Raw genomic sequence first — 21,964 nt, 5'->3', positions numbered from 1 at the left:
ACCAGCCGATCAACAGCAGCTACCCCGGCACGGCGCCGACCAGCTACATCGTCCACGCCAACGACACCTTGCCCGGTATCGCCCAGGCGATCTGGGGCGACTCCAGCCTGTGGTGGATGCTGGCCGACGCGAACAACCTGACCCTGGATACAGCGCTGGTACCGAACACGGTGCTGACGGTGCCCAACAAAGTCACCAACATCCACAACAACAGCAGCACGGTGCGGCCGTACGATCCGGGCCGTGCCATCGGTAATACGCAGCCGACGCTGCCCGATGCCCCGCCGCCGCCGGCGCCCAAGCACCAGGGCGGTGGCTGCGGTGGCATCCTGCAGATCGTGGCGATCGTGGTGGCCGTGGTGGCGACGATCTACACCGCAGGTGCTGCCGCAGGCTTGCTTAGCTTCGCGTCGGCCGGCACGGGTGCCTTCGCCGGAGGCTTGGCGGCGCTGGGCGGCGGGTACGGCGTCGGCGCGGCGGTCGGTTTTGGCGCCCTCGGTGGCGCGGTGGGCTCTATCGCGGCGCAGGGCGTGATGATCGCCGGCGGCGAGCAGAGCGGCATCAACTGGAAAGGCGTGGCCCTGGGCGCGGTGGGCGGCGCGGCGGCCGGCGGTGCGGGATTCATTCCGATCGGTGGCGGACAGACCCTCGGCGGCCTGGCGGCGGCCAACAGCGGCGTGACCAGCTTCGGCGCCGCGGTGGGCCAGGGCGCGGCGGCGGCGGCCGGTTCGTCGGTCGCCAGTTCGGTGCTGGGCCTGCAGGCCTTCAGCTGGCGTGATGTCGCGGCCGGCGCGGTGGCGTCCGGTGCAGGTTACGGCGCAGGTCGACTGACCACGGACTGGAGCGCATCGGCGCAGCGGATCGCCGGTGGCGTGGCCTCGGGCGCGGCCAGCGCGGCCGTCCACGGCAATCTGTCGCAAAGCTGGGGCCAGATCGCCACCAACGTGATCGGCAGCACGATCGGCAATACGATCGCCGACCGGCTGGCGGATCTGCCGGCCATCAAATACGACCGCGTCCAGGCCAATACGGTCCAGTTCTCGGCTGACGATCTGAGAATCACCAAGCTAGGTCCGATGGCGCCCCTGATCACACCGATCAGTTTGCAACGCGGCGCAGGCGTTACGTTCGGTGAGACCCAGTTCTGGCTGGCCAGCAACTATGCGCCCTCCGAACAGATCGCGTTTGCCTGGAATTCGGCGAATGAACAAGCGAATGGGCAGGCATCGTTGGAGCGAGATCGAGTCTATGCCGATCGTTTGTCGGCCTTCGAGCATGACAATGCGCAAAACAACGCATTAAGTAGCCTGTTCGACAGGGATGCGACAAAGCTGGCATCGCTTGGGAGTCCGTTGGGTCTTTGGGCGTTCAATACCGATGAGACGATAACGAGCACCCTCAACCCCAAGCTCGCGGGAGCGAAGGAGTCCGCTCAAATGTGGCTCAATGATCTGACGGACTCGGGTCGTGATGACCTGAAGAGCACATCCCTGCTGACGAATATCCGCGGCTATTACAAGCAGCAGGCAGGCTTCACCCTGGGGTTCCTTGATCAGGTCCTCCAGCCTGGCAGCATGGTCGAAGGCGAGCTATTGGCGGCGGGTCCGATCATCGGTAAGGGGGCCGGCCTTGTCCTGAACGCGGCAAGGAAGGTGCCGTACCTGGGTGACGTCCTGTATGCCGATGTGGGTGTCGCGCTCAATTGGGGGCGGCGCCAGGCGGGGGAGCTGATCGATGCCAGCAAGGGCTATGTAAGCAAGTGGCTTTCCCGAGAACCGACGACCGCACCCGGCGTTGGTACTGGTCAAGAGGTGAATATCGCAGGGGTATCTGATACGGTTCCAAAGGCGATAGCCGCGGATGTAGAAACCGTTCAAACTACCTCCGCATCTGGGAAATCAATACAAACTTACTGGCCACCAAACGGTGGTTTCTGGTCAGAGCCGATCGTTGAAACCTTGCAGCCGGGCTATCAATTCAGTCGCTACGGTGGCTTCTTTGATGAAGCTGGTACTTTCCACGATTTCGGTGCATATGGTGCTCCTGCGGATGTTCCTTACGGAATGCGCGCTTTGGCTCCTGGGTCAAATATGAGGCCGCTAAGTGTGTATGAAGTAGTCGAGCCAATGTCAGGGGTACAGAGTGGGAAAGCTTCGCCTTGGTTTGGAGAGTGGGGTCTTGGCCAGCAGCATCAGTTCCCCATGACGATCCAGGACTATTTGGATCAGGGATACATTAAATTGATTAGTCGTGACGTGCCGAAACCTCATTGAATGACGCCACGATGTAGAGGACGAAATGCACAGAAATTATTTGAATGTTGATTTTTCGAAAGGCTACCCGGCCGGAGCAGATATCCGTTATGAGTGTGGCGTTTGTGGCGAAACGCTTCCCTCGATGCCGGAACACTCAGTTGCTTGCAAGTGCAGAAATGTGATCGTTGATATTGATGCAGGACGTGTGGCCATCAAGGACAGCAGTAAGTTGAGAGCTTACGTGGTCGAGACGCAACGCATGCTGTAGTCGAAGAGCGTCCGTCTTGTGAGGGCGCTCCTCTTTGTTATGTTCTCGGATTTATCGACGTAGTAGCGGTGCGTCGATCATCGATGATCCGCTGGTGGAGCGTGCCCGGCAGGTTGCTGAAGTGATATCGGGCGTCAACGAACGAGTGGTTGCGTAGCTGCAGGAACCGTTCACCAAGTTCGTCAGAAGGGCTGAGAAACGAGCCAACGGCGACAGTATCTGCGGAAGAAATATTCAGGGTAAGCTTCCGCTTCAAACTGCCCCATTCCCATGAACGACATCACCCGCACCAGCCGCCTTATCGAACAGCTTCGCTCCCGGATCGGTAACGACCGCGCCGGGCAGGCGCCTGCGCGGGGTTCGGCGAATCCGCCGGCCCCGGCTAGCTTGGTAAGGCATGAAAGAGCCATCGATCGAAATGTGCGAGTTTTGCAAAATTGGGTATCACGCCCCCTTTGAACGTTTCGAGAAAATAGCGGTTACCCCGGACGGCCCCGCATTTTTGATGAGGTGCAACAATTGTGGGACTCTTTGGTATGAGACGCTTCATTCGGTGAGAAGAGTGGAGCACTCCGAAGCTCTCAAGATGTATCCCGAAATTGAGTTGTAGAGGTGCTACATGGAGCTATTAGGTTTTGATCCGAAAAACGAGCTTGAGCGTGATATTGCAAGAGCAAAAGAAGGGGCAATCTCGCTTGAAGATCTGCTGAAAAATATTGCTGAATCTGATGTCTATGTTTCTAGCAGAGAAGAGGTGCGGCAGGATGGCAGCGGCTTTGACCCATTGTTGGTAGGTGAGGTAGGAAGTCCATTGGTAGCTGCATTTTCTTCCTTGTCACGTCCCGGATTGCATAGACAGATGGCTGAGTACGTCCTCCAGATTAAGGGAAGGGACTTTTTTCGCCGCCTTCCACCGGGTTATGGCGTAGCTCTCAACCCTGGATATGTGGCGCAGCTCGTCATATCGGCCGATGTAATCACAGGTCTCAAGAAGGTTTGATGGACCTTGCCGATAACCCTCACGTGAAAGGTGTCGTGCAGGCTGTCGAGGCGATATCGGGCGATCGCGATAAAGCGGTTGCCTGGCTGCAGGAACCGATTGCAACGTTCGGCGGCAAGACTGCGCTAGAGCTTGTCGCCGAGTGCCGCACCGATGACCTGCTGGGCTATATCCAATCCTTCGAGTCTGGTTACGTCGGTTGAACCGATGGCCCACGACGAGCACGTGACATCGATAGCTCGATCATCCGCTACCGATGTCACGCACCGGAGAAAGATGGATGATCTACACCACCGACAATGCGAATATGTTTAGCGCCCGCGTATAACTATGCCGATCATATTGACAACGTCTGGGTGCAGCGGCGAGGCGGTCTCACCAAGGCCGGTCACCTATCGGTCCTGGTGGATCCGGTACGGAAACCCGCAACCGGTGGCGCTCGCCGACGACGATGATTCCGAATATGACATTGGGCCTATCTTGCTTTCATGTGGTAGACGAATCAGCGACGGGAATATCTGCGGAAGAAGTATTCAGAGTAAGCTCGCGTTTCAAAATGACCCTTGCCCATGACCGACATCACTCGCACCCAGCGTCTCATCGAACAGCTTCGCTCCCGGATCGGAACCGATCGCCCCGGGCAGGCGCCGGTGCGCGCTGCGGCCAGTCCGCCTGCGCCGGCGGGTGGCGCCGGTACGGGTACCCGGGCGCCGTCCACGTCCCCGGCGGCCATGGTCAAGCGCCTGCACGAGGCCGGGATCACCGACGAGCGCGTGCTGGTCGGGCGGCTGGTCGAGGGATTGCTGCTGGGTGAACTGGGGGACGGCGCGCAGGGGGCCAACTTCCAGTACGTACTGGGCCAGGTGGTGCAGACGCTGGAGCAGGATCCGGAATCCTGGGCGCTTTGCCAGGCCTGCGTGGCCGAAGCTATCGGCTGAGGGGCGTCATGCCGCCCGGGGGCCGGTCCAGGACACCCCAACTGGCGAGCACACGGCGGATGGCGGTGGCATAGGCCGCGCCCAGGGCGGGCGTTTCGGAATGGTAGGCGGCGACGGCGCGCCAGGTGTTGCCGTACTTGTCGATCTTCCGGCGCAGGTAGTAGGCACCGATGTAGGCGTTGGTGCAGCCATCGCGAAGATGGGCCGGCCGGATGCCATAGCCGGACAACTCCGGCAGGTGCACGGTGTTGATGCCCATGACCCCGATATCGAGCGTTCCATTGGTGTTGCGGCCCACGGTCGCCGGTTGCATGCGCGACTCATGGTAGGCGATGGCCCTGAGCACGAAGGGGTCGACATGCTGGTAGCGCGCGGCATCGTCGATGCAGTCGGCCCGGACCGGGCATGCATTCGCGACGCCCAGGCCGAGGGCCAGCGCGATGGCGCCATGGCGTCGATATCCCCTGTTCAATCCGTTCCCCTGGAGGTCTCCTTCGTCCGCCTATGTTAGCCCACGCCCGGTTCATCCGGTTTCTTCGTGACTTGCGTCACAGGGCAGGCATAGGAGTTGTCTGAAAAATCGGAAAGCGAGACGCATGAAGCGAACGTCGTCGTGTCTCCTACCGATAGTCGCTCGCTTTCAAGGCGAGTATCCGGATGTTCGGTACATCGGAAGACGACAAGGTGTTCCGGCACCTCGGGCAAGGGCATTACGTCAAGCTGTGGTGCGTGCGTGGCATGCATGTCATCGGCATGGTGGACCGCGTGGACTGGGCCTGTCGGCAGCTTGTATTCGACCATCCCCAGCCGTTGCCGTCGCGGGGTATGAACGACGGGACGACGACGTTGGTGCCGTTCGACCACGTCACCGCGATCCGGCATTACGTCAGTGCCAGCGTGGCGGCGCACGAGATCCACCTGGAGACATTGCGTGTCGGCCACCCTGTGGTGATCGGATTTCCGTATCGGGATGGCCGGCGACCCGGTAAGCAACCCGGTGTGCTCCATCACGTGGACTGGTCGCGCCGGGAGTTGGTGCTGCATGGAGGCGGGGAGTCCCGCATCATCGCTTTCGACAGTGTGGCGTCGATCGGCAGGCGATCGGGTCATGTTGTCAGTGGCGATGGTGCGCCGTTGGCGCGACAGACACCTGATTGGGTACGCCGCTACGGTGGTGGATGGTCAAGCGGATCCGCGTGATGCGGGGTTACATCGCACGCATGTTCAGCGATGCCTGTTCATTGCCTTCATGCCGAATATTCATCATCCGTTCCACTCATGATCTATTTCTCACGCATCACGGGTGGGCACATCGGCGCATGAGCGCGGCGACCGTTCCACACAGCATTTTTCAACAAGACGCCATGGCGTGGTGATGTGATTTAGTCTTCCCTTCACCCAGGGGAGGGCGATCAATGAAGGGTGACAATGGGCCGCGGCATGATCGGGGGCGCCGCATGTTAGCTTTTTCCCGCACTCCGGATGGACTGTGAGAGCAGTCACAGTCCATGCGTCGACCGAGCGGGTACGGTGGCGCGGAGGCTTGTGTATTTCGTTTGAAGCATCTGTCGTGTCCCATCGGGACGCGGCGCCTGGCAGCGCGAAAAGGGAGGCTTCCAGACATGATAAGGATCGTTCTACGACGGGCTCTGGCCACGTGCCTCGTATGGCTGGCGATGCCTGCGTATGCGCAGGACACCACGGAAGCAGAGTTGAAGAAGGAGAACGCGCAGCTGCGTGAGGAGGTCGATGCCCTGCGCGATGTCGTGAAACGCATGGGCGCGCGCCTTGATGCGGTCGAGAACGCGCAGGCCCAGTCCGCGAAACCAGCCGGACCTTTCACACCTGCCCTGGCATCGTCATCGGCTACACCCGGCCAGACGATCGTCGCCACGGCGGTGCCCGAAAAAGTATCCACCGCGACGGCCGTGGGCGTGCCGGCCTCGCGCCTTCCGGCGCAGAATTCCGTGGCCGACCAGGGCGCCGGCGCCTCGCGTATCGACAATGCCCCGCCACCGACCGATCCCGACCTGAAAGGGTTCTTCGATGTGCCGGGCACGGAAACGAAGATCCGCATCGGCGGTTACGCGAAGCTGGATGCCATCGCGGACAACCACGGTGCCGGCAACGACGAGCAATTCATTCCCGCGTCGTTTCCGGCCGGCGCCCCCTCGCGCGACCACGAGCATTTCAACATGCACGCGCGACAGACACGCTTCACCTTCGAGGCGCGCCGCCCGACCGACTACGGCAGCCTGCGTTTCTACCTGGAAAACGACTTCTACGGTGGCGACGCCAACAGCTACCAGTTCCACCTTCGCCATGCCTACGGGCAGATCGGCAACACGTATGCCGGCTATGGCTATTCGGCCTTCATGGATGCGGATGCGCTGCCGGACACGCTGGATTTCGCCGGGCCGGGTGGACAGATGTTCGTATTGCAGCCGGGTATCCACCAGGCCTTTCCCTTCGGGGACGGCAACAGCCTGACCCTCTCCGGTGAAAGGCCGCAGTCGGAAATCGCCAACACGGGGTCACGCCCCGAACTGAAGGGTGCCACGCGCGTTCCCGACCTCGTGCTCGCCCTGCGTCGCGAACGGGAGTGGGGGCATGTGCAGGCCGGCGTGGTGTTGCGCCGCCTGGGCTACACCGATGGCAAGGCCGACGGCTACACCACGGGTTGGGGCATGGCCTTGAGCGGCACGTTCGCGCTGCTCGGCAAGGACCTCCTGATGGTCAGTGGCGTCTACGGCAAGGGCATCGCCCGGTACCTGTCCGATACCAGTGGAAGCCGGCTCGATGCCACGGTGGATGACCAGGGGCGCCTGCGCGCCCGCAAGGCCTGGGGCTGGTATGGGGCCTACACGCATTACTGGTCGTCGCAGTGGCGTTCCAACCTGGTCTACGGCCAGGCACGGGTGCCGTCCAGCCATCTCGACGACGGCACGGCCTTCGTCATGACCGACTACGCGGCGGCCAACCTGATCTGGAGCCCGGCGCCCACCTGGACGATGGGCGTGGAGTTGCTTCACGGCAAGCTCGACCAGCGCGATGGCACCCGGGCCAACGACACCCGGGTGCAAGGATCGGTGCAGTACAGCTTCATCAAATGACCCGTGTCGCGGGCCCACGAACAGGAGCATCTCATGGCGGCTGAAGACAAGAAGATAGGTGTGGTCGCGGCCACCTTCCTGGTGGCGGGCAACATGATGGGATCGGGAGCCTTCCTGCTGCCCGGGAATCTCGCCAAGTTGGGATCGGTATCGATGTGGGGGTGGGTGGTTACCACGTTGGGCTCCTTGATGCTGGCCTTCGTGTTCGCCAAGCTCGGCAAGCTCGCGCCCAAGGAGGGCGGCCCTTATGCCTATGCGCGTGACGCCTTCGGTCCCTATATGGGTTTCCAGACGAACACGATCTACTGGTTCGCGAACTGGATCGGCAACGTGGCGCTGCCCATCGCGGCGGTGGGCTACTTCAGTTACTTCATTCCGCAGCTGGCCGAACCCTGGGTGCGTACCCTGGTGGTGGTGGGCCTGATCTGGCTGTTCACCTTCGCCAATATTGCGGGCGCCCACGTGGTGACGCGCATCCAGTCGATCACCACGTCGTTCGCGCTGATCCCGTTGTTCGGGGTGGCGTTGCTGGGCTGGTTTTGGTTCCGCTCCGACGTCTTCACGGCGGCATACAACGTCTCGGGCAAGAGCGATTTCCAGGCGATTTCCAGCTCGGCCTCGCTGACGCTCTGGGCCTTCATCGGCGTGGAATCCGCGTCCGTGTCCGCCGGTGTGGTGCGTAACCCTGAGAAGAACGTCGCCATCGCGACGCTGGCGGGCGTGGCGCTGGCCGCCGTTGTCTACATCGCCAGCTCAGCGGTGATCATGGGCATGGTGCCGAACGACAAGCTGCAGGTGGCCGATGCGCCCTTCACCCTTGCCGCGCAGGTCGCCATCGGCAACGTCGGCGGCGGTATCGTCAGCCTGTGCGCCACGCTGGGTGCGGCGGGTTCGCTGGGTGGCTGGATCCTGCTCACGGCGCTGTCCGCCAAGGCGGCCGGCGACGATGGCCTGTTTCCCGCCGTGTTCAGCTGAACGAACAAGGACGGCACGCCTGTCAAAGGCCTGATCATCGTTGGCGCGCTGATGTCGCTCGTGGTGCTGGCGACGGCCGCGTCGCCGTCGGCCTCCGAGCAGTTCGTCCTGGTGACATCGGCCGCGGTGGTGCTGACCCTGCTGCCATACATCTATTCCTGCGTGGCGTGCTACTTCGTGGTGGAACAAAGCCACAGCACGGCCCATGTGGGCCTGTACTGGGTACTGACCAGCGTGGTCGTCATCTACTGCCTCTGGGCCATCTTCGGCACCGAGGGCCAGTTGGTGACCTGGGCCTTCCTGTTCATGCTGTTCATCACCGTCTTCTACCCGTTCTTCAGCGAGGAGCGCCGCAAGAAGACGCTGTCCCAGAAGATCGCATCCCCGTCCCCCCGGAGCTGAGCCATGTACTTCAATTCGCTGGACTACCCGATCGTCATCATCGACAACGACTTCAATTCGCCGCGCATCAACGGCATCCTCATCCGCGCCCTGGCGGAAGAGATCGCCACACACAACCAGCGCGTGCTGAGCGGGTTGAACATGGCCGACGCCCATGCGGCCGGCCGGACCTACACGGCGGCCTCGGCGGTGCTGATCTCCATCGACGGCACGGAAGAGGGGCCGAGCCAGTTCGACGACCTGTACCAGTTCCTCGACGAGCAGGATGCACGGCGCGGCGACCTGCCCGTGTTCCTCTACGGTGAGCGTCGCACCATCGAACAGGTGCCGACGAAGCTGTTGGGTCGCGTTCATGGTTTCATCTACCTCTACGAAGACACCAAGGCATTCATCGCCCGGCAGGTGATGCGTGCCGCGGACGACTACATGGAGCGCCTGCTGCCGGCCTTCTTCAAGGGCTTGCTCATCCATTCCTCGCGCTCGAACTACAGCTGGCATACGCCGGGCCATGCGGGTGGCATCGCCTTCACCAAGTCGGCCGTGGGTCGCGCCCTTCACCAGTTCTTCGGCGAAAACACGCTGCGCAGCGACCTATCCATCTCCGTGCCCGAACTGGGTTCATTGCTGGACCATAGCGGGCCGATCAAGACGGCCGAGAACGAAGCGGCGAAGAACTTCGGCGCGGACCACACGTTCTTCGTCACCAACGGTACCTCCACGTCGAACAAGATCGTCTGGCATGGGGTCGTGGCACGCGGCGACGTGGTCTTCGTGGATCGCAATTGCCACAAGTCGCTGCTGCACTCGATCATCATGACCGGCGGCGTGCCGGTGTACTTCCGACCCAGCCGAAACGCCCACGGCATCATCGGGCCGATCAGCCTCGATCAGTTCGACCCCGCCGACATGGCCGCGCGCGTGCAGGCGCACCCGTTGGCGAGCAAGGCGCACCTCGATGGCGCCAAGGTACGCATCGCGACGGTCACGAATTCCACCTACGATGGCCTGTGCTACAACGCCGAATCGATCGCCAAGCGTATCGGGTCGGCGGTGGATTTCCTGCATTTCGACGAGGCCTGGTACGGCTATGCGGCCTTCCACGAGCTGTACGACAACCACTATGCGATGGGCAAGGGCAAGGAGCGAACGCAGGACGCAGTGATGTTCGCGACCCAGTCCACGCACAAGCTGCTGGCGGCCTTCTCGCAGGCCTCGATGATCCACGCCCGTGACGGACGCGAACGTGCCCTGGACGCCGAGCGCTTCAACGAGGCGTTCATGATGCATACGTCCACGTCGCCGCACTACGGCATCATCGCCTCCTGCGACGTCGCCTCGAAGATGATGGAAGGTGCCTCCGGTCGCTCGCTGGTGCAGGAGACACATGACGAGGCCATCGCCTTCCGCCGGGCGATGCTGCATATCGAGAGCGAGCTGTCGCGCGACGAATGGTGGTTTCAGGTCTGGCAACCGGATGCGCTGCGCAAGCAGCTGGAGAAGGACCTCGATACGATCGGTCCGGTCACCACCGCGCAGCGTGATTGGAGTCTGGGCTCGGGAGCCTCCTGGCATGGGTTCGGCAACCTACCCGACGACTACGTGATGATCGATCCGATCAAGGTCACGGTGCTGACGCCTGGCCTGGACATGCATGTCAAGTCCACGGAAAAAGGCGGCATCCCCGCCGCGGTCGTGACCAAGTTCCTCTGGGAGCGCGGCATCACGGTCGAGAAGACCAATCTGTATTCCTTCCTCTGCCTGTTCTCCATGGGCGTGACCAAAGGCAAGTGGAGCACGCTGGCGACGGAGCTGCTCGCCTTCAAGCGCCTCTACGATCGCAACGAGCCGTTGCGTAACGCCTTGCCGTCGCTGGTCGACGCCTATCCCGAGGTCTACGAGGACGTCGGCCTTGCCGACCTGTGCGATGCCTTGCATCGCTTCAATGTCACCCACGACGTAGCCCGCATCATGAGCGAGATGTACGTGGAACTGCCCGAGCCGGTGATGACCCCGGCGGAGGCCTACGACCGACTGGTGCAGGGCAAGGTCGAGCGCGTGGCCATCGATGCCCTCGACGGTCGCGTGGCCGCGACGATGATCGTGCCGTATCCGCCCGGCATCCCGACGATCATGCCGGGCGAACGCTATGGCGGCGCCAACCGGGCGATCCTGGATTCATTACGCCTGGCCCGTGACCAGAACGAGCAGTTTCCTGGCTTTGAATCCGACGTGCATGGCCTGATCGTGGAGATCGACGAGGACGGCAAGGATCACTACGTCGTCGAAGTGTTGATGCAAGATCACTAAACGCTGGAAGCCGACCCATCGGCGACGCGCAGCGAAGCGGACATCGTCCTGCTGCGCGTCGTCGATCGACAGGTGGGGCGCGAATCGCCATGCATTCGGCGATTAGCTGAACGGATAACGGCGTCGTATTAATAAAGCCGATATCGATTTTATCGACCTAATGGCATACGACTTTTCGTAGAGCAAAGGCCGTAGCCGTGCTATCGCGGTCATACGCGATGATACGGGATATACCGCAAAGCCTGATGCGCCAACATATTTCGCGAATACGTCCGAATGAAGCCACTTTCAAGATGATTGTCGCGATGTCGACGCTGCGTGATGACGACACTGAACGCATGCAGTCCGTCATGCCACCGTAAATGTGCATACTCCTACGGATTCGGCAACGCAATGGTAATATTGTGATGCGGGTCACAAATATCAGCTAAGAAAGCGCGTTTCGGCGTGCTTCGAGCCAACCCGCCTCCCCATCAACACAGCGAATCGTTGTCCGTGCCATGGCACGGGCACGGGCAGTTGCGCCTGTCCCCAAGGAGTCCATCATGTTGCTCAGCCAGTCGCCGCGCGATGCGCACGGCGCCATCACTACGTCCCTGCTCGTCGGTCTCATCGCGTTCGGCGTGCTTTACGCGCCACAGGGACATGCCACGTGCGTATCTTCAGGAACTGCCACCACGTGTGATACCGCCGCGCCAAACCCTCATGCGTCGCTCATTGGCAACGGCAGGAATACCGCGTCGGGTGCAAGTCTCGTGCTGGTGCCGAATGCGCAGGTCGCCGTGGGCAACAGCAATGCGGTCAGCCTGGGTGACAACGCCACGATCGACGTGGGCACGGGTGCAAGCATCCGGAACAACGCCAGCTCGGGCGCGGGCCTGTGGACCGCCGGCAACAACACGGTGGAGTTCGGTTCCAACGGCACGATCAACATCGCCAGCGGTGCCGAGGTACGCGCCATCGGTACGCAGGCGAATGCCGAGGCGATCAACGTGATGGGGGCGGGCAACCGTATCGAAAACCACGGCCTGATCTCGGCGGAAAAGGCAGCCGCGATCTGGTTCGAGGATCGCACGGTCGGCGCCTCCAACGTGGTGGACAACTACGGCACCATCCGCAGCAACGCATCGGCCAATGCCAACGTGATCGGCAACAGCGGTCGAGGCAACGTCACCTTCATCAATCGTAGCGGTGCTCGCGTAGAAGGCAGCCTGTCCTTCGCGGGCGGCAATGACAACCTCACCCTCGAGGCGAACTCCGTCATCACGGGCAGCTTCGACGGTGGCGGTGGCACCAACACGCTGACGCTCGCGGGCGCCTCGGGATCGAGCGATTCGCTGGCGGGAAACATCCGCAACTTCCAGAGCCTCACCAAGACGGGGCAGGGTACGTGGACGTTGTTCGGCTCCATCGGCAACAACGCCGGTGGCAGCCCGCTGGCGGTGGATGTGAAGGAGGGCACGCTGGCGCTGACAGGCAACAACACCAACTTCAACGGCAGCGTCAATGTCGATGCGGCGGGTATCCTCGAAGCCAGGGCTCAAAGCTTGCCCCAGGCGATCGCCAACGGTGGCCTGGTGCGCTTCGCGCAACCCGACGACGGTACCTACGCGGGTGCGATCGGCGGCGTGGGCGCCGTCGAGAAGACCCAGGGCGGTGTGCTCACGCTCACCGGGATCAACGGATACCGTGGTGGCACGACGATCAAGGCCGGCACGATCGCCATCGGCGCGGATAGCGCCATCGGTGCAAACGGTAGCGCCGTGACACTCGACGGCGGCTCCCTTGGTTTCAACCGAAGCTTTGGCCTGGGCGATACGCGCGCCATCTCGGTCACCGCCAACAACGGCGCCATCGATACATCTCCCGGCGTGAGCACCACGTTGTCGCAGGGCGTGACAGGTGTCGGTCGGTTGGGCAAGACCGGTGACGGCATGCTCGTGCTGACCGGAAGCAACACGTACACGGGCGGTACCTCGGTGACGGGCGGTGTTCTCCAGCTGGGTGCCGGCGGCACCACGGGCAGCGTGCAGGGCGCCATCGCCAACGACGCACAGGTCTGGTTCAACCGGGCCGACACGGTGATGCTGGGCAATGTCATATCGGGAAGCGGCGCGGTGCGCCAGGCCGGTAACGGCACCACGGTGCTGACGGGAAGCAATAGCTATGCCGGGAGCACGACCGTCGATCGTGGCGCGTTGTTCGTCAACGGCGATCAGACGGCGGCAACGGGAGATACGACGGTGGCGAGCGGCGCCACGCTCGGTGGCCGCGGTGTCATCGGCGGTTCGGTCACCGTCGCCGATGGTGCGACGCTGTCGCCTGGCGACAACAACATCACACCGGGAACGCTGACCATCGGACGGAACCTCCAGCTCAACCAGGGATCGTCGCTCGACTACAGCTTCGGTCAGGCCAACGTGGCAGGCGGTCCGTTCAACGACCTCACCCGGGTCGGTGGCGACCTCGTGCTCGATGGCACGCTCAACGTGAAGGTGTCGCCCGGTGGCAGCTTCGATACCGGCATCTATCGCGTTATCGGCTACAAGGGGGCGCTCACCGACAACGGTCTCGATATCGGCACGATTCCTTCGCCCGATTTCTTCGTGCAGACCTCGGTGGACAAGCAGGTCAATCTCGTCAACACCGACGGCCTGACCTTGAACTATTGGGACGGCGCAGCAGGTCCCAGGAACGATGGCCATGTGAACGGTAGCGACGGCATCTGGCAGAACTACAACGGCAACGATAGCTGGACCAATGCCACGGGCGGTATCAACGCTCCGTTTTCCGATCGCTCGTTCGCGGTGTTTTCCGCTGCACCAGGTACGGTGAGGGTCGATAACGGTCTGGGCCAGGTCAACGTAGCTGGCATGCAGTTCGCCAGCGATGGCTACCGGGTGAACGGCGACGCGATCACCCTGGTGGGCAGCAAGGCGAACCCGGGGCAGTCCACCATCCGCGTTGGCGACGGTAGTGAGGATGGCCGAGGCTATACCGCGACGATCGACAGCGTACTGACCGGACAATCGATGTTGCGCAAATCCGATCTCGGTACCCTCGTGCTCGGTGCCGACAACACGTACACGGGGGGAACCACGATCGATGGCGGTACGTTGCAGGTGTCCCGCGACGCCAACCTCGGTGTCGCAAGTGGTGGCGTCGGTTTCGACCAGGGCACGCTGCGTACGACGGCCGATATCCATACCGACAGGACCCTCACGCTGCGCGACGGTGGCGGCACGCTCGCCACCACCGCGGGGTCGACGTTCACCGTGGATGGCGCCATCGTAGGCAACGGAGCGTTGACGAAAAGCGACGACGGCACCGCCGTTCTGACGGCCGCGAACACCTATACGGGTGGCACCGTCATTGGCGGAGGTACCTTGCAGCTTGGTAATGGCGGCACGCGCGGTGGGATCGTGGGTGACATCGCGAACAATGCGATCCTCGCGGTAAATCGTAGCGACACCTACGTCATCGACGGCAACGTGTCGGGAACGGGCGCATTGCGCCAGATCGGTGGCGGAACGACGGTGCTCAACGGCTCGAATACCTATACGGGCCTGACGTCGGTCGAAAACGGTGCCCTGGTCGTGGGCGATGCGGCTCATCCCCTGGCGTCGGTGGCCGGCAACGGCGGCGTACGCATCGCGTCAAATACCACGCTCGGTGGCTATGGCAGCGTATCCGGAGCGGTGACCAACCTCGGCCAGGTCGCGGTGGCCGACGCCATGCCTGCGCTGGCAGGACAAGCGAAAGGCGGGTTCGTCGTGAATGGCACGCTGACCAACGCCGGTGCGGTGAACCTGGCGGGCACGGGTACGGGCAATACGTTGACCACGACGAGCTACGTCGGTCAGAACGGCAGCATCCACCTGAACACGGTGCTGGCCGGCGACAACGCGCCGACCGATCGCGTGGTGATCGATCGCGGCCAGGCGTCGGGTCGTTCCACCCTCAACGTGACCAACGTGGGTGGCCTGGGCCAGGCCACACCGGGCAACGGTATCCTGCTTGTCGACGCGCAGCGGGGTGCCACGACGGCGACCGATGCCTTCGTGCTCGGCGGACGGGCGGTTGCCGGTCCTTACGAGTACGCGCTCTATCGCGGCGGCCGCGATGGCTCGACACCCGATGCATGGTACCTGCGCTCGCAGTACAACGGTCCGGACACGACGCCGGATCCGCAGCCTGATCCCGATACCCATGGCAAGCCCGATCCGACACCGGACCCTCGCCCGGACTATCGCCGGGAAATTTCCGACTACACGGCATTGTCGTCGATGATGGTGAACTACGGTCGTGCCACCCTGGGCACGCTGCACGAGCGCATGGGCGAGCAGGCCGGCCTCATGGGCGATCAACCGAACGGTGTATGGGCCCGTGTGATCGGTCAGAACGGCAAGTGGAATGCCCGGCGTGGCGGCCTGTTCAACCAGGGCCCTTCGTTCGACGACAACTTCGTGGCGTTGCAGGCGGGCGGCGACCTTGTCAACGAACGTTTCGCGGACGGCTCGCGGAATCGCGCGGGTCTCTACGCCACAATCGGTCACAGCAACGGCAGCGTGACACATACCGACGGCAGTCGTGCGGGTACGAACAGGTTCAATGCCTATACCTTTGGCGGTTACTGGACCCATTACGGAGCGAACAACGGGTACATCGATGCCGTGATGCAGGGCACGTGGTACACCGCGCGTTCCGGTTCCGGCCAGATGGCGGACCTGAAGACCGATGCCTTCGGTTTCGCGGCCTCCGTCGAGGCGGGCTATCCGTTCCAGTTGCGCGATCGCTGGATCCTGGAGCCGCAGGCCCAGCTGGTCTACCAGGGTATCAGCGTGGACGCATCGTCCGATGCGGCGGCGGAGGTGCGTTTCGGTAACGTCAACTCGTTGGCCGGCCGCGCTGGTGCGCGTCTCGCGCGGACCTGGGCGCTGGACGAGGGCATGCATCCTCGCCTGCTTACGGCGTGGCTGAGGGGCAATGTGTGGCGGGAGTTCTCCGCGAATCCGCGTACACTGGTTTCGTCCCAGGAAGGATTCGTACCGTTCCACTCCAACCTGCGCGGTACCTGGTACGAAGTGACCGCGGGCGTAAGCGCGCAGGTCAGCCGGAAGACATCCATCTATGCCAACCTGGGCTACCAGAAAGCGTTCGGTAGCGGCATACAGGCCGTCAACGGCACGGTTGGCGTACGCGTCAACTGGTGAGGTGGCGAAGAGCCGGGCGAGCGCCCGGCCCTTCATGGATTCATAGATCCAGGGTCGAGCTGAACATCGCGGTGCGGCCAAGACCGACCGAGAGCTGGTTCGAACCGGCCGCGCTCCAGTACCGCTTGTTGGCAAGGTTTTCCAGGTTGATCTGGAACGTCACGTCCTTGCCCGAGATGCGCGTGCGATAGCGCGAGCCGGCGGTGAACAGCGTGTAGCCGCCGATCCATGCCTGGTTCTGGTCGTTGATGGGACGGCTCGCGGTATAGAAGGCGCCCGCGTTGATATCCAGCCCTGGGAGCGAGGCGATGTCGTAGGCGAGGAACAGGCTGGCGCTGGAGCGTGGCGTGTTCTCCGGCGTCTTGCCTTCGATGGTGGGATCGGTGGCGGCGACCTGACGGGCATGCAGCCAGAGCGCGGAGGCGGACAGCGACAGCTGGGACGTGACGTGGCCCTGTGCCGAGAATTCCATGCCGCGGTAACGGGCGCGTCCGTTCAATGCATACACGTTGTTCGCATCCAGGCCCGCCGACGGCTGGCGTATGTCGAATGCGGCGACCGACACCAGCATCTCGTTCTCGAAGCGGTGGCGGTAGCCGACTTCGCTTTGCCTGCTGACGGCGGCAGGTAGCACCTGGTAAGGGTTCGCCGCCGTGCCCGGGGCGCTGCCGGCCGACTCCAGTCCTTCGATATAGCTCGCGTAGAGGCTGCTTCGGCTGTCCAGCCGATAGACGACGCTGGCCGACGGCGTGTTCTTCGTTATGTCGCTCGATGGCGTGCCGGCCTGGTGGCTCTGGTAGGTGGAACGACGCAGGCCACCGGTGACTTCCCAGTTCTCGCCAAGAGAGACGCGATCGAACACGTAGGTACCTGTGTTCCATACGGTCTGCGCATAGAACGGCTTCGGTGCGCCGGAGGCCTTGAGCACCAGGTTCTGCGTGGGGTCGTAGAGGAACTGGTTGGCGACGAAGAAGTAGGTGGTGAAGTCGGGCTGGTACAGGCGGTTGCGCGAAAAGCCCAGCGTCACGTTATGGGTGACCGGACCGGTATCGAAGGCGCCGTTGATCTCGGCACGACCATTGGTGTTCTGGTAACGCTGGCCATTCTGCTCACTGGCCTGCAACTGGCCCTTGCCCGTGGCGAGGTTGTAGTTGCGGAAGATCCAGGCCCAGCGGTCGCGCTCCGTGGTGGAGCGACCGAACGACACCATGCCTGCCCAGTTCTCACCCAGGGCGAAGTCGGCACGCAGCAGATGGGTGTCCGCGCGGGCACGGGTGCCATGCTGGTCGGAGGCGAGCATGCGGTCCGGATCGGGGATCCGCGGCAGCGTCACATGGCCGTTCACAGCGGCAAGAGGCACGATGCCGGCCTGCTCGGGCAGGTTCTGCTCGACATGCTCATAGTCGTACTTCAGCGTCATCCCGTCGGACACTTTCCAATCCGCGGCGACACTGGCCATGTGGCGGTTGCCGTGGACATCGTCGATCGGCGCGTGGATGCTCTGGGTAGCGGCATTCACTCGCACGCCGAACTGCTGGTGGTCGCCGAAGCGACGACCGACATCGATGGTTCCCTTGACCGAGCCGTTGCTGTCCACCGACGTACCGATCTGCGTCACCGGCGTATCGCCAGCACGCTTGGTCGTCATGTTCACGATGCCGGCAGGTACGGCGAAGCCGTAGTAGAGCGCCGAAGCACCCTTGAGTACTTCGAAGCCTTCCTTGTCTTCCATCGGTATCGCGATGTTGTTGTCGAAGGGAAGCACGCCGTTGAAGTAGTAGCTGGACCGGTTGTCCAACGCGATGCCGCGCAGCGACAGGTTGTCGTAGGCCAGTCCATTGAGCTGGAGTCGTGTGACGCCGGCGACGTTGCGCAATGCATCGTAGAGGCCGGACGGCTGCTGGAGATCCAGCAGGTCGCGGGTCACCACATTGACCGTGGCGGGGATGTCGAGGATGTCCTGTCCCTGGTAGGGGCCCACCTCGACGCGCTTCGCCGCGAAGCCCTGGGTACGGGTCGCCGTGACGCTGATGTCCTTCAGCGTGGTGGGATGGGTGTCGGTGGCGGTGTCGTCGGCGAAAGCCAGCGGGATCGCCAGGCACGAAAGAGCCACGGCGAGGGGGCGCCGTGCGAAGGACAGGGACATGGGAGAACCGGGGAATGCGAAAAGTCTGGCAAATGATAACCGTTATCATTTGCCCGTCAATGCGCAGGTTTGTACGTATTCGCCAAGGCAAGCGGCTCCCGACGCGCTATCGTATCCCGGCTACGTCCAGCCATCGCCACGCGTGCACGAGACCGCTCCGACCCATGACCATCCATTTCTCCTGCACGATGTGCGGCCGCTGCTGCCACGACCTGCGCCTGCCCCTGAGCGTCGACGAGGCTATCGACTGGCTGGGTCGCAACGGTCGGATCCAGGTGTTCTGCGATGCCATTCCCTGGCCGGAGGATCCGCCGGCCAGCAATCTTCAGGCGGCTTACAAGCGGGATCGCTCCTTCCCCGCGATCAGTGGGGCGTTGCCGGTGCGGGTGACCGTGACCCTCGTCGCCGCGTTCCAGGGCGCCTGCCCGAATCTCCAGCCCGACCTGCGCTGCGGTATCTACGAGAGCCGGCCGCGCACCTGCCGGATCTATCCCGCGGAAATGAATCCCTTCGTGGCGCTGTCGCCCGAGGCGAAGCTGTGTCCGCCGGAAGCATGGGAAGCACGCTGGCCGGCATTCCAGAACGGCGATGGCAGCTGGACCGATCCCTCCCTGACGGCCACGATCGACCAGGCACGCGACGCGGCGGTGCATGACGCCCGGATGAAGGGCGCGCTATGCCGCCTTCTTGGCCTGGATACCGCCGCGCTGGCGAATGAAGGCCTCATGGTGCATACGCCTTCGCGTGAGGTCACGCGCGATGCGCTGCTGGAGGCGAAGGCCCTGGCAAGCCATGACGGTGACCATGTCCTCGCCGAATGGACACTGGTCTCCAACCGAAAGGCGACGGGCGATGCGCTTGCATCGATCGGCGCACGATGGGAGCGTCACGGCGCCGAAGAATGCGCTTCCGAGGAATACGTCGGATTCTTCCCGGCGGATCAGTAGGCCCGTTGTCGCGGCCGCGCGGCGATGCGTTCGTCGCGCAGGGCGATGCCACTACGGCGGTAGCGCTCCACGATATCGCGACAGAACGCCGCTTCGACCCCGAGGTTGCGCAGCGAAGGCAGAAGATGCCGTAAGTCGGGTTCGGCGGCCGCGCGCATGCTCCACTGGCGGCGACTCAACTCCAGGTCGAGGAAACACACGCGCGGTTCGGCATGGCGGTCGTCGATGAAGATCTCCTTCGGGTAGAGATGGCCGTGGCGCCGACGCGCGCGATGCAGGGTTTCCGTGGCATCCACCAGGGCACGCAGGATGCGCTCCTTGCGTTCGTGGCGCCATCGCGCGGCGAGCAAGCCATCCTGCAGACTGATGAAGCCATCGAGTGCGCGCGTGACGAGCACGGCTTCCCATGCGCCATCGCGATGACGCAGATCGAAGTGAACCAGTTCGGGCGTGGCGATGCCGATGCGCCGGAACGCGCGCATCGCGAACATTTCTCGCAGGGCGGTGGGGCGACCGAACGGATGGCGCAGGCTGCGATAGCTGTAGCCACGCTGGCGCTTGACGTAGAACGTGCCGACACCGTCGATGACGCGCCGCTTTACACAACTCATGCCGCCGCGGCCTTCATTGGCGGGCTCCACCAGGTCGCCCACGTCTTCCCACCAGGTCTCCCCTGGCACACCTTCGATCATCTTCCTGTCCTGCCAACGGCTGTCGTGCGCGTACCGCATGCGATGCACGCATCTCGACTCTCCGTACCGAAATGGGTGCCAACACAGCTGGATCAAGGGTGGAACGACGGGCGTATACTTCGACAAAGTCGCGCAGCGCATCCCCATGCCTGCGTCCACCGATAAAGAATGGGAGTTGCCATGACCGCCTGGCCGGACCGTCGCGTGCTCGACTTGCTTCATATCTCCCAGCCGATCCTGCTGGCACCCATGGCGGGATCGGGGCTCGCCAGCCTCGCGATCGCCGTCGCCCGGGCGGGTGGCCTGGGTTCGATTCCGTGTTCGTCCATCACAGTGGAAAAAGCCACGGCCGAGGTCGAGACCTTCCGTTCGGCGATCAATGCGCCCCTCAATCTCAACTTCTTCGCGCATACGCCCATCAAGGCGACCGATGAAGCGCTGAATCGATGGCTATCGCGACTGGCACCGTATTTCGACGAGTACGGCGTGGATCCTCATTCGTTGCCGGCGGCCGGTGGTCGCGCACCGTTCGACGACGCCATGTGCGCGATGGTGGAACGACTGCGTCCCGAGGTGGTGAGCTTCCACTTCGGCCTGCCCGACGAGACCTTGCTTCGACGCGTGAAGGCCACGGGCGCGAAGGTGCTCGGCTGCGCTACCACGGTAAAGGAAGGTCGCTATCTTCGGGAACATGGCTGCGATGCCGTGATCGCCCAGGGATACGAAGCCGGCGGTCATCGCGGCAACTTCCTCACCGACGACATGGCGACTCAGCCCACCACCATGGCCCTGGTGCCCCAGCTCGTCGACGCGCTGGATGTGCCGGTCATTGCCGCCGGCGGCATCGGTGACGGTCGCGGGATGGCCGCCGCGCTGTGTCTCGGCGCATCTGCCGTGCAAGTGGGGACCGCGTTCCTGCTCTGCGACGAGTCGCTGAGCGTGCCGGTGCATCGCGCCGCGCTGCGTAACGCACGCGACGACAATACGACGGTGACCAACGTGTTGACGGGACGCCCTGCTCGCGGGGTCATCAATCGCGTCATGCGCGAAGTGGGCCCGTTGTCATCGGATGCATTGCCGTTTCCCCTGGCCGGTGGTCCGCTGTCGCCGTTGCGCGCGGCGACCGAACCGCAGGGCAACGGCGATTTCCAGCCGCTGTGGTCGGGTCAGGCGGGGATCTACGCGAAAGAGGAGTCGGCGACCGCTACGGCGCGACGGATGATCGAGAGAACGGTGCAAGTCCTTGGTTTGTAATTAATTTTCCGATTTTGTGTAGGCCAATCACCACATGGAATGTCGGTTGAGATGTAAGGCAGGATCGTGGCAGTGTGCGGTGTCCGCCGATGCAAGGGGAGCGCGGACCACGGGGAAGCATGTCGTTGGACAGGCCAGGTGCGTCGCACCCGGTCACGCGTCCCTGTGCCCAAGTCGAAGCACTTTCACGCAACACCCAACCAAGGGAGTACGTCATGAAAGCATTCGTTTCCGCAGCGGCCGTCGCCGTGATCGGTGCCCTGTCCTCCGTCAGCTACGCGCCGCCGGCCCACGCCGCCCGCGCGTGCTATCTCATCCTGCAGAACTGCGCGCCTGGTCATCAGGACAAGTGTCAAGACGACTACGACAACTGCGTCGCCCACGGCGGCCAGCCGGTGGCGTCAGGCATGCCGTTGAAAAACAACGAAGACTGAGCCTCTGGAAGCCGCCGAAA

Annotated in this window: 14 protein-coding genes and 1 pseudogene; 12 read left to right on the top strand and 3 right to left on the bottom strand. The window is 63.0% G+C overall.

Features of this window, described 5'->3' with window-relative positions:
• From GAK28_RS22830 to GAK28_RS22815, 4 genes are all read left to right on the top strand, one after another.
• The coding region (locus GAK28_RS22830) for a glycohydrolase toxin TNT-related protein (RefSeq protein WP_291784763.1) at positions 1–2,273 on the top strand (2,273 nt) is incomplete at its 5' end.
• Positions 2,274–3,142: 869 nt separating this feature from the next.
• A complete protein-coding gene (locus GAK28_RS22825; protein WP_291784761.1) occupies positions 3,143–3,523 on the top strand; it encodes a hypothetical protein in 381 nt (126 codons plus the stop codon).
• A complete protein-coding gene (locus GAK28_RS22820) occupies positions 3,523–3,726 on the top strand; it encodes an MbcA/ParS/Xre antitoxin family protein (RefSeq protein WP_291784759.1) in 204 nt (67 codons plus the stop codon). The genes GAK28_RS22825 and GAK28_RS22820 overlap by 1 nt, the downstream gene beginning before the upstream one ends.
• Positions 3,727–4,092: 366 nt before the next feature.
• Entirely contained in the window at positions 4,093–4,461 is a 369-nt protein-coding gene (locus GAK28_RS22815) for a hypothetical protein (RefSeq protein WP_291784757.1), read from the top strand.
• Here the strand turns inward: GAK28_RS22815 and GAK28_RS22810 are convergent.
• Positions 4,451–4,933 (bottom strand): lytic transglycosylase domain-containing protein, encoded by a 483-nt coding sequence (locus GAK28_RS22810; RefSeq protein WP_291784755.1) that lies wholly within the window; start codon positions 4,931–4,933, stop codon positions 4,451–4,453. The two genes, GAK28_RS22815 and GAK28_RS22810, sit on opposite strands and share 11 nt — an antisense overlap.
• Positions 4,934–5,118: 185 nt before the next feature.
• Between GAK28_RS22810 and GAK28_RS22805 the strand changes: the two genes are divergently transcribed.
• From GAK28_RS22805 to GAK28_RS22785, 5 genes and pseudogenes are all read left to right on the top strand, one after another.
• Positions 5,119–5,661: a hypothetical protein gene (locus GAK28_RS22805; protein WP_291784753.1), complete on the top strand. Its 543-nt coding sequence runs from the start codon at positions 5,119–5,121 to the stop codon at positions 5,659–5,661.
• A 422-nt stretch (positions 5,662–6,083) separates the two neighbouring features.
• Positions 6,084–7,574: a DcaP family trimeric outer membrane transporter gene (locus tag GAK28_RS22800; protein ID WP_291784751.1), complete on the top strand. Its 1,491-nt coding sequence runs from the start codon at positions 6,084–6,086 to the stop codon at positions 7,572–7,574.
• A 33-nt stretch (positions 7,575–7,607) separates the two neighbouring features.
• Positions 7,608–8,951, top strand: a pseudogene (gene adiC / locus GAK28_RS22795) (arginine/agmatine antiporter).
• Positions 8,952–8,954: 3 nt separating this feature from the next.
• Complete coding sequence (locus GAK28_RS22790) at positions 8,955–11,258, top strand: Orn/Lys/Arg decarboxylase N-terminal domain-containing protein (RefSeq protein WP_291784749.1); 2,304 nt, start codon at positions 8,955–8,957, stop codon at positions 11,256–11,258.
• A gap of 545 nt (positions 11,259–11,803) precedes the next feature.
• Positions 11,804–16,471, top strand: coding sequence for an autotransporter outer membrane beta-barrel domain-containing protein (locus GAK28_RS22785; RefSeq protein ID WP_291784747.1), 4,668 nt, complete (start codon positions 11,804–11,806; stop codon positions 16,469–16,471).
• A gap of 40 nt (positions 16,472–16,511) precedes the next feature.
• Here the strand turns inward: GAK28_RS22785 and GAK28_RS22780 are convergent, their stop codons facing one another.
• Positions 16,512–18,617 carry a TonB-dependent siderophore receptor gene (locus GAK28_RS22780; protein WP_291784745.1) on the bottom strand — a complete coding sequence of 702 codons (2,106 nt, stop codon included), beginning with the start codon at positions 18,615–18,617 and terminating at the stop codon, positions 16,512–16,514.
• A 164-nt stretch (positions 18,618–18,781) separates the two neighbouring features.
• On the opposite strand from GAK28_RS22780, the gene GAK28_RS22775 reads away from it, so the two are divergent.
• Positions 18,782–19,564, top strand: a complete 783-nt coding sequence (locus GAK28_RS22775) for a YkgJ family cysteine cluster protein (RefSeq protein ID WP_291784743.1) — start codon at positions 18,782–18,784, stop codon at positions 19,562–19,564.
• Here the strand turns inward: GAK28_RS22775 and GAK28_RS22770 are convergent.
• A complete protein-coding gene (locus tag GAK28_RS22770) occupies positions 19,558–20,295 on the bottom strand; it encodes a lipopolysaccharide kinase InaA family protein (protein WP_291784768.1) in 738 nt (245 codons plus the stop codon). The genes GAK28_RS22775 and GAK28_RS22770 overlap by 7 nt on opposite strands.
• 141 nt (positions 20,296–20,436) lie before the next feature.
• Between GAK28_RS22770 and GAK28_RS22765 the strand changes: the two genes are divergently transcribed.
• Both GAK28_RS22765 and GAK28_RS22760 read left to right on the top strand, forming a co-directional pair.
• Entirely contained in the window at positions 20,437–21,510 is a 1,074-nt protein-coding gene (locus tag GAK28_RS22765; RefSeq protein WP_291784741.1) for a nitronate monooxygenase family protein, read from the top strand.
• 215 nt (positions 21,511–21,725) lie between these two features.
• A complete protein-coding gene (locus tag GAK28_RS22760) occupies positions 21,726–21,944 on the top strand; it encodes a hypothetical protein (RefSeq protein ID WP_291784739.1) in 219 nt (72 codons plus the stop codon).
• Positions 21,945–21,964 lie beyond the last annotated feature (20 nt).

The organism is Luteibacter sp., assembly GCF_009912395.1.
Classification (GTDB): Bacteria; Pseudomonadota; Gammaproteobacteria; order Xanthomonadales; family Rhodanobacteraceae; genus Luteibacter.
Note: the sequence above shows the minus strand (reverse complement) of the source record. Positions and strands in the feature narration are given on the sequence as shown.

Coding starts and splice junctions, on each gene's coding strand:
- GAK28_RS22825 (WP_291784761.1), top strand. CDS start 3,143: ATGGAGCTATTAGGTTTTGATCCGAAAAACGAGCTTGAGCGTGATATT.
- GAK28_RS22790 (WP_291784749.1), top strand. CDS start 8,955: ATGTACTTCAATTCGCTGGACTACCCGATCGTCATCATCGACAACGAC.
- GAK28_RS22785 (WP_291784747.1), top strand. CDS start 11,804: ATGTTGCTCAGCCAGTCGCCGCGCGATGCGCACGGCGCCATCACTACG.
- GAK28_RS22775 (WP_291784743.1), top strand. CDS start 18,782: ATGACCATCCATTTCTCCTGCACGATGTGCGGCCGCTGCTGCCACGAC.
- GAK28_RS22765 (WP_291784741.1), top strand. CDS start 20,437: ATGACCGCCTGGCCGGACCGTCGCGTGCTCGACTTGCTTCATATCTCC.
- GAK28_RS22815 (WP_291784757.1), top strand. CDS start 4,093: ATGACCGACATCACTCGCACCCAGCGTCTCATCGAACAGCTTCGCTCC.
- GAK28_RS22820 (WP_291784759.1), top strand. CDS start 3,523: ATGGACCTTGCCGATAACCCTCACGTGAAAGGTGTCGTGCAGGCTGTC.
- GAK28_RS22770 (WP_291784768.1), bottom strand. CDS start 20,295: ATGCGGTACGCGCACGACAGCCGTTGGCAGGACAGGAAGATGATCGAA.
- GAK28_RS22800 (WP_291784751.1), top strand. CDS start 6,084: ATGATAAGGATCGTTCTACGACGGGCTCTGGCCACGTGCCTCGTATGG.
- GAK28_RS22780 (WP_291784745.1), bottom strand. CDS start 18,617: ATGTCCCTGTCCTTCGCACGGCGCCCCCTCGCCGTGGCTCTTTCGTGC.
- GAK28_RS22805 (WP_291784753.1), top strand. CDS start 5,119: ATGTTCGGTACATCGGAAGACGACAAGGTGTTCCGGCACCTCGGGCAA.
- GAK28_RS22760 (WP_291784739.1), top strand. CDS start 21,726: ATGAAAGCATTCGTTTCCGCAGCGGCCGTCGCCGTGATCGGTGCCCTG.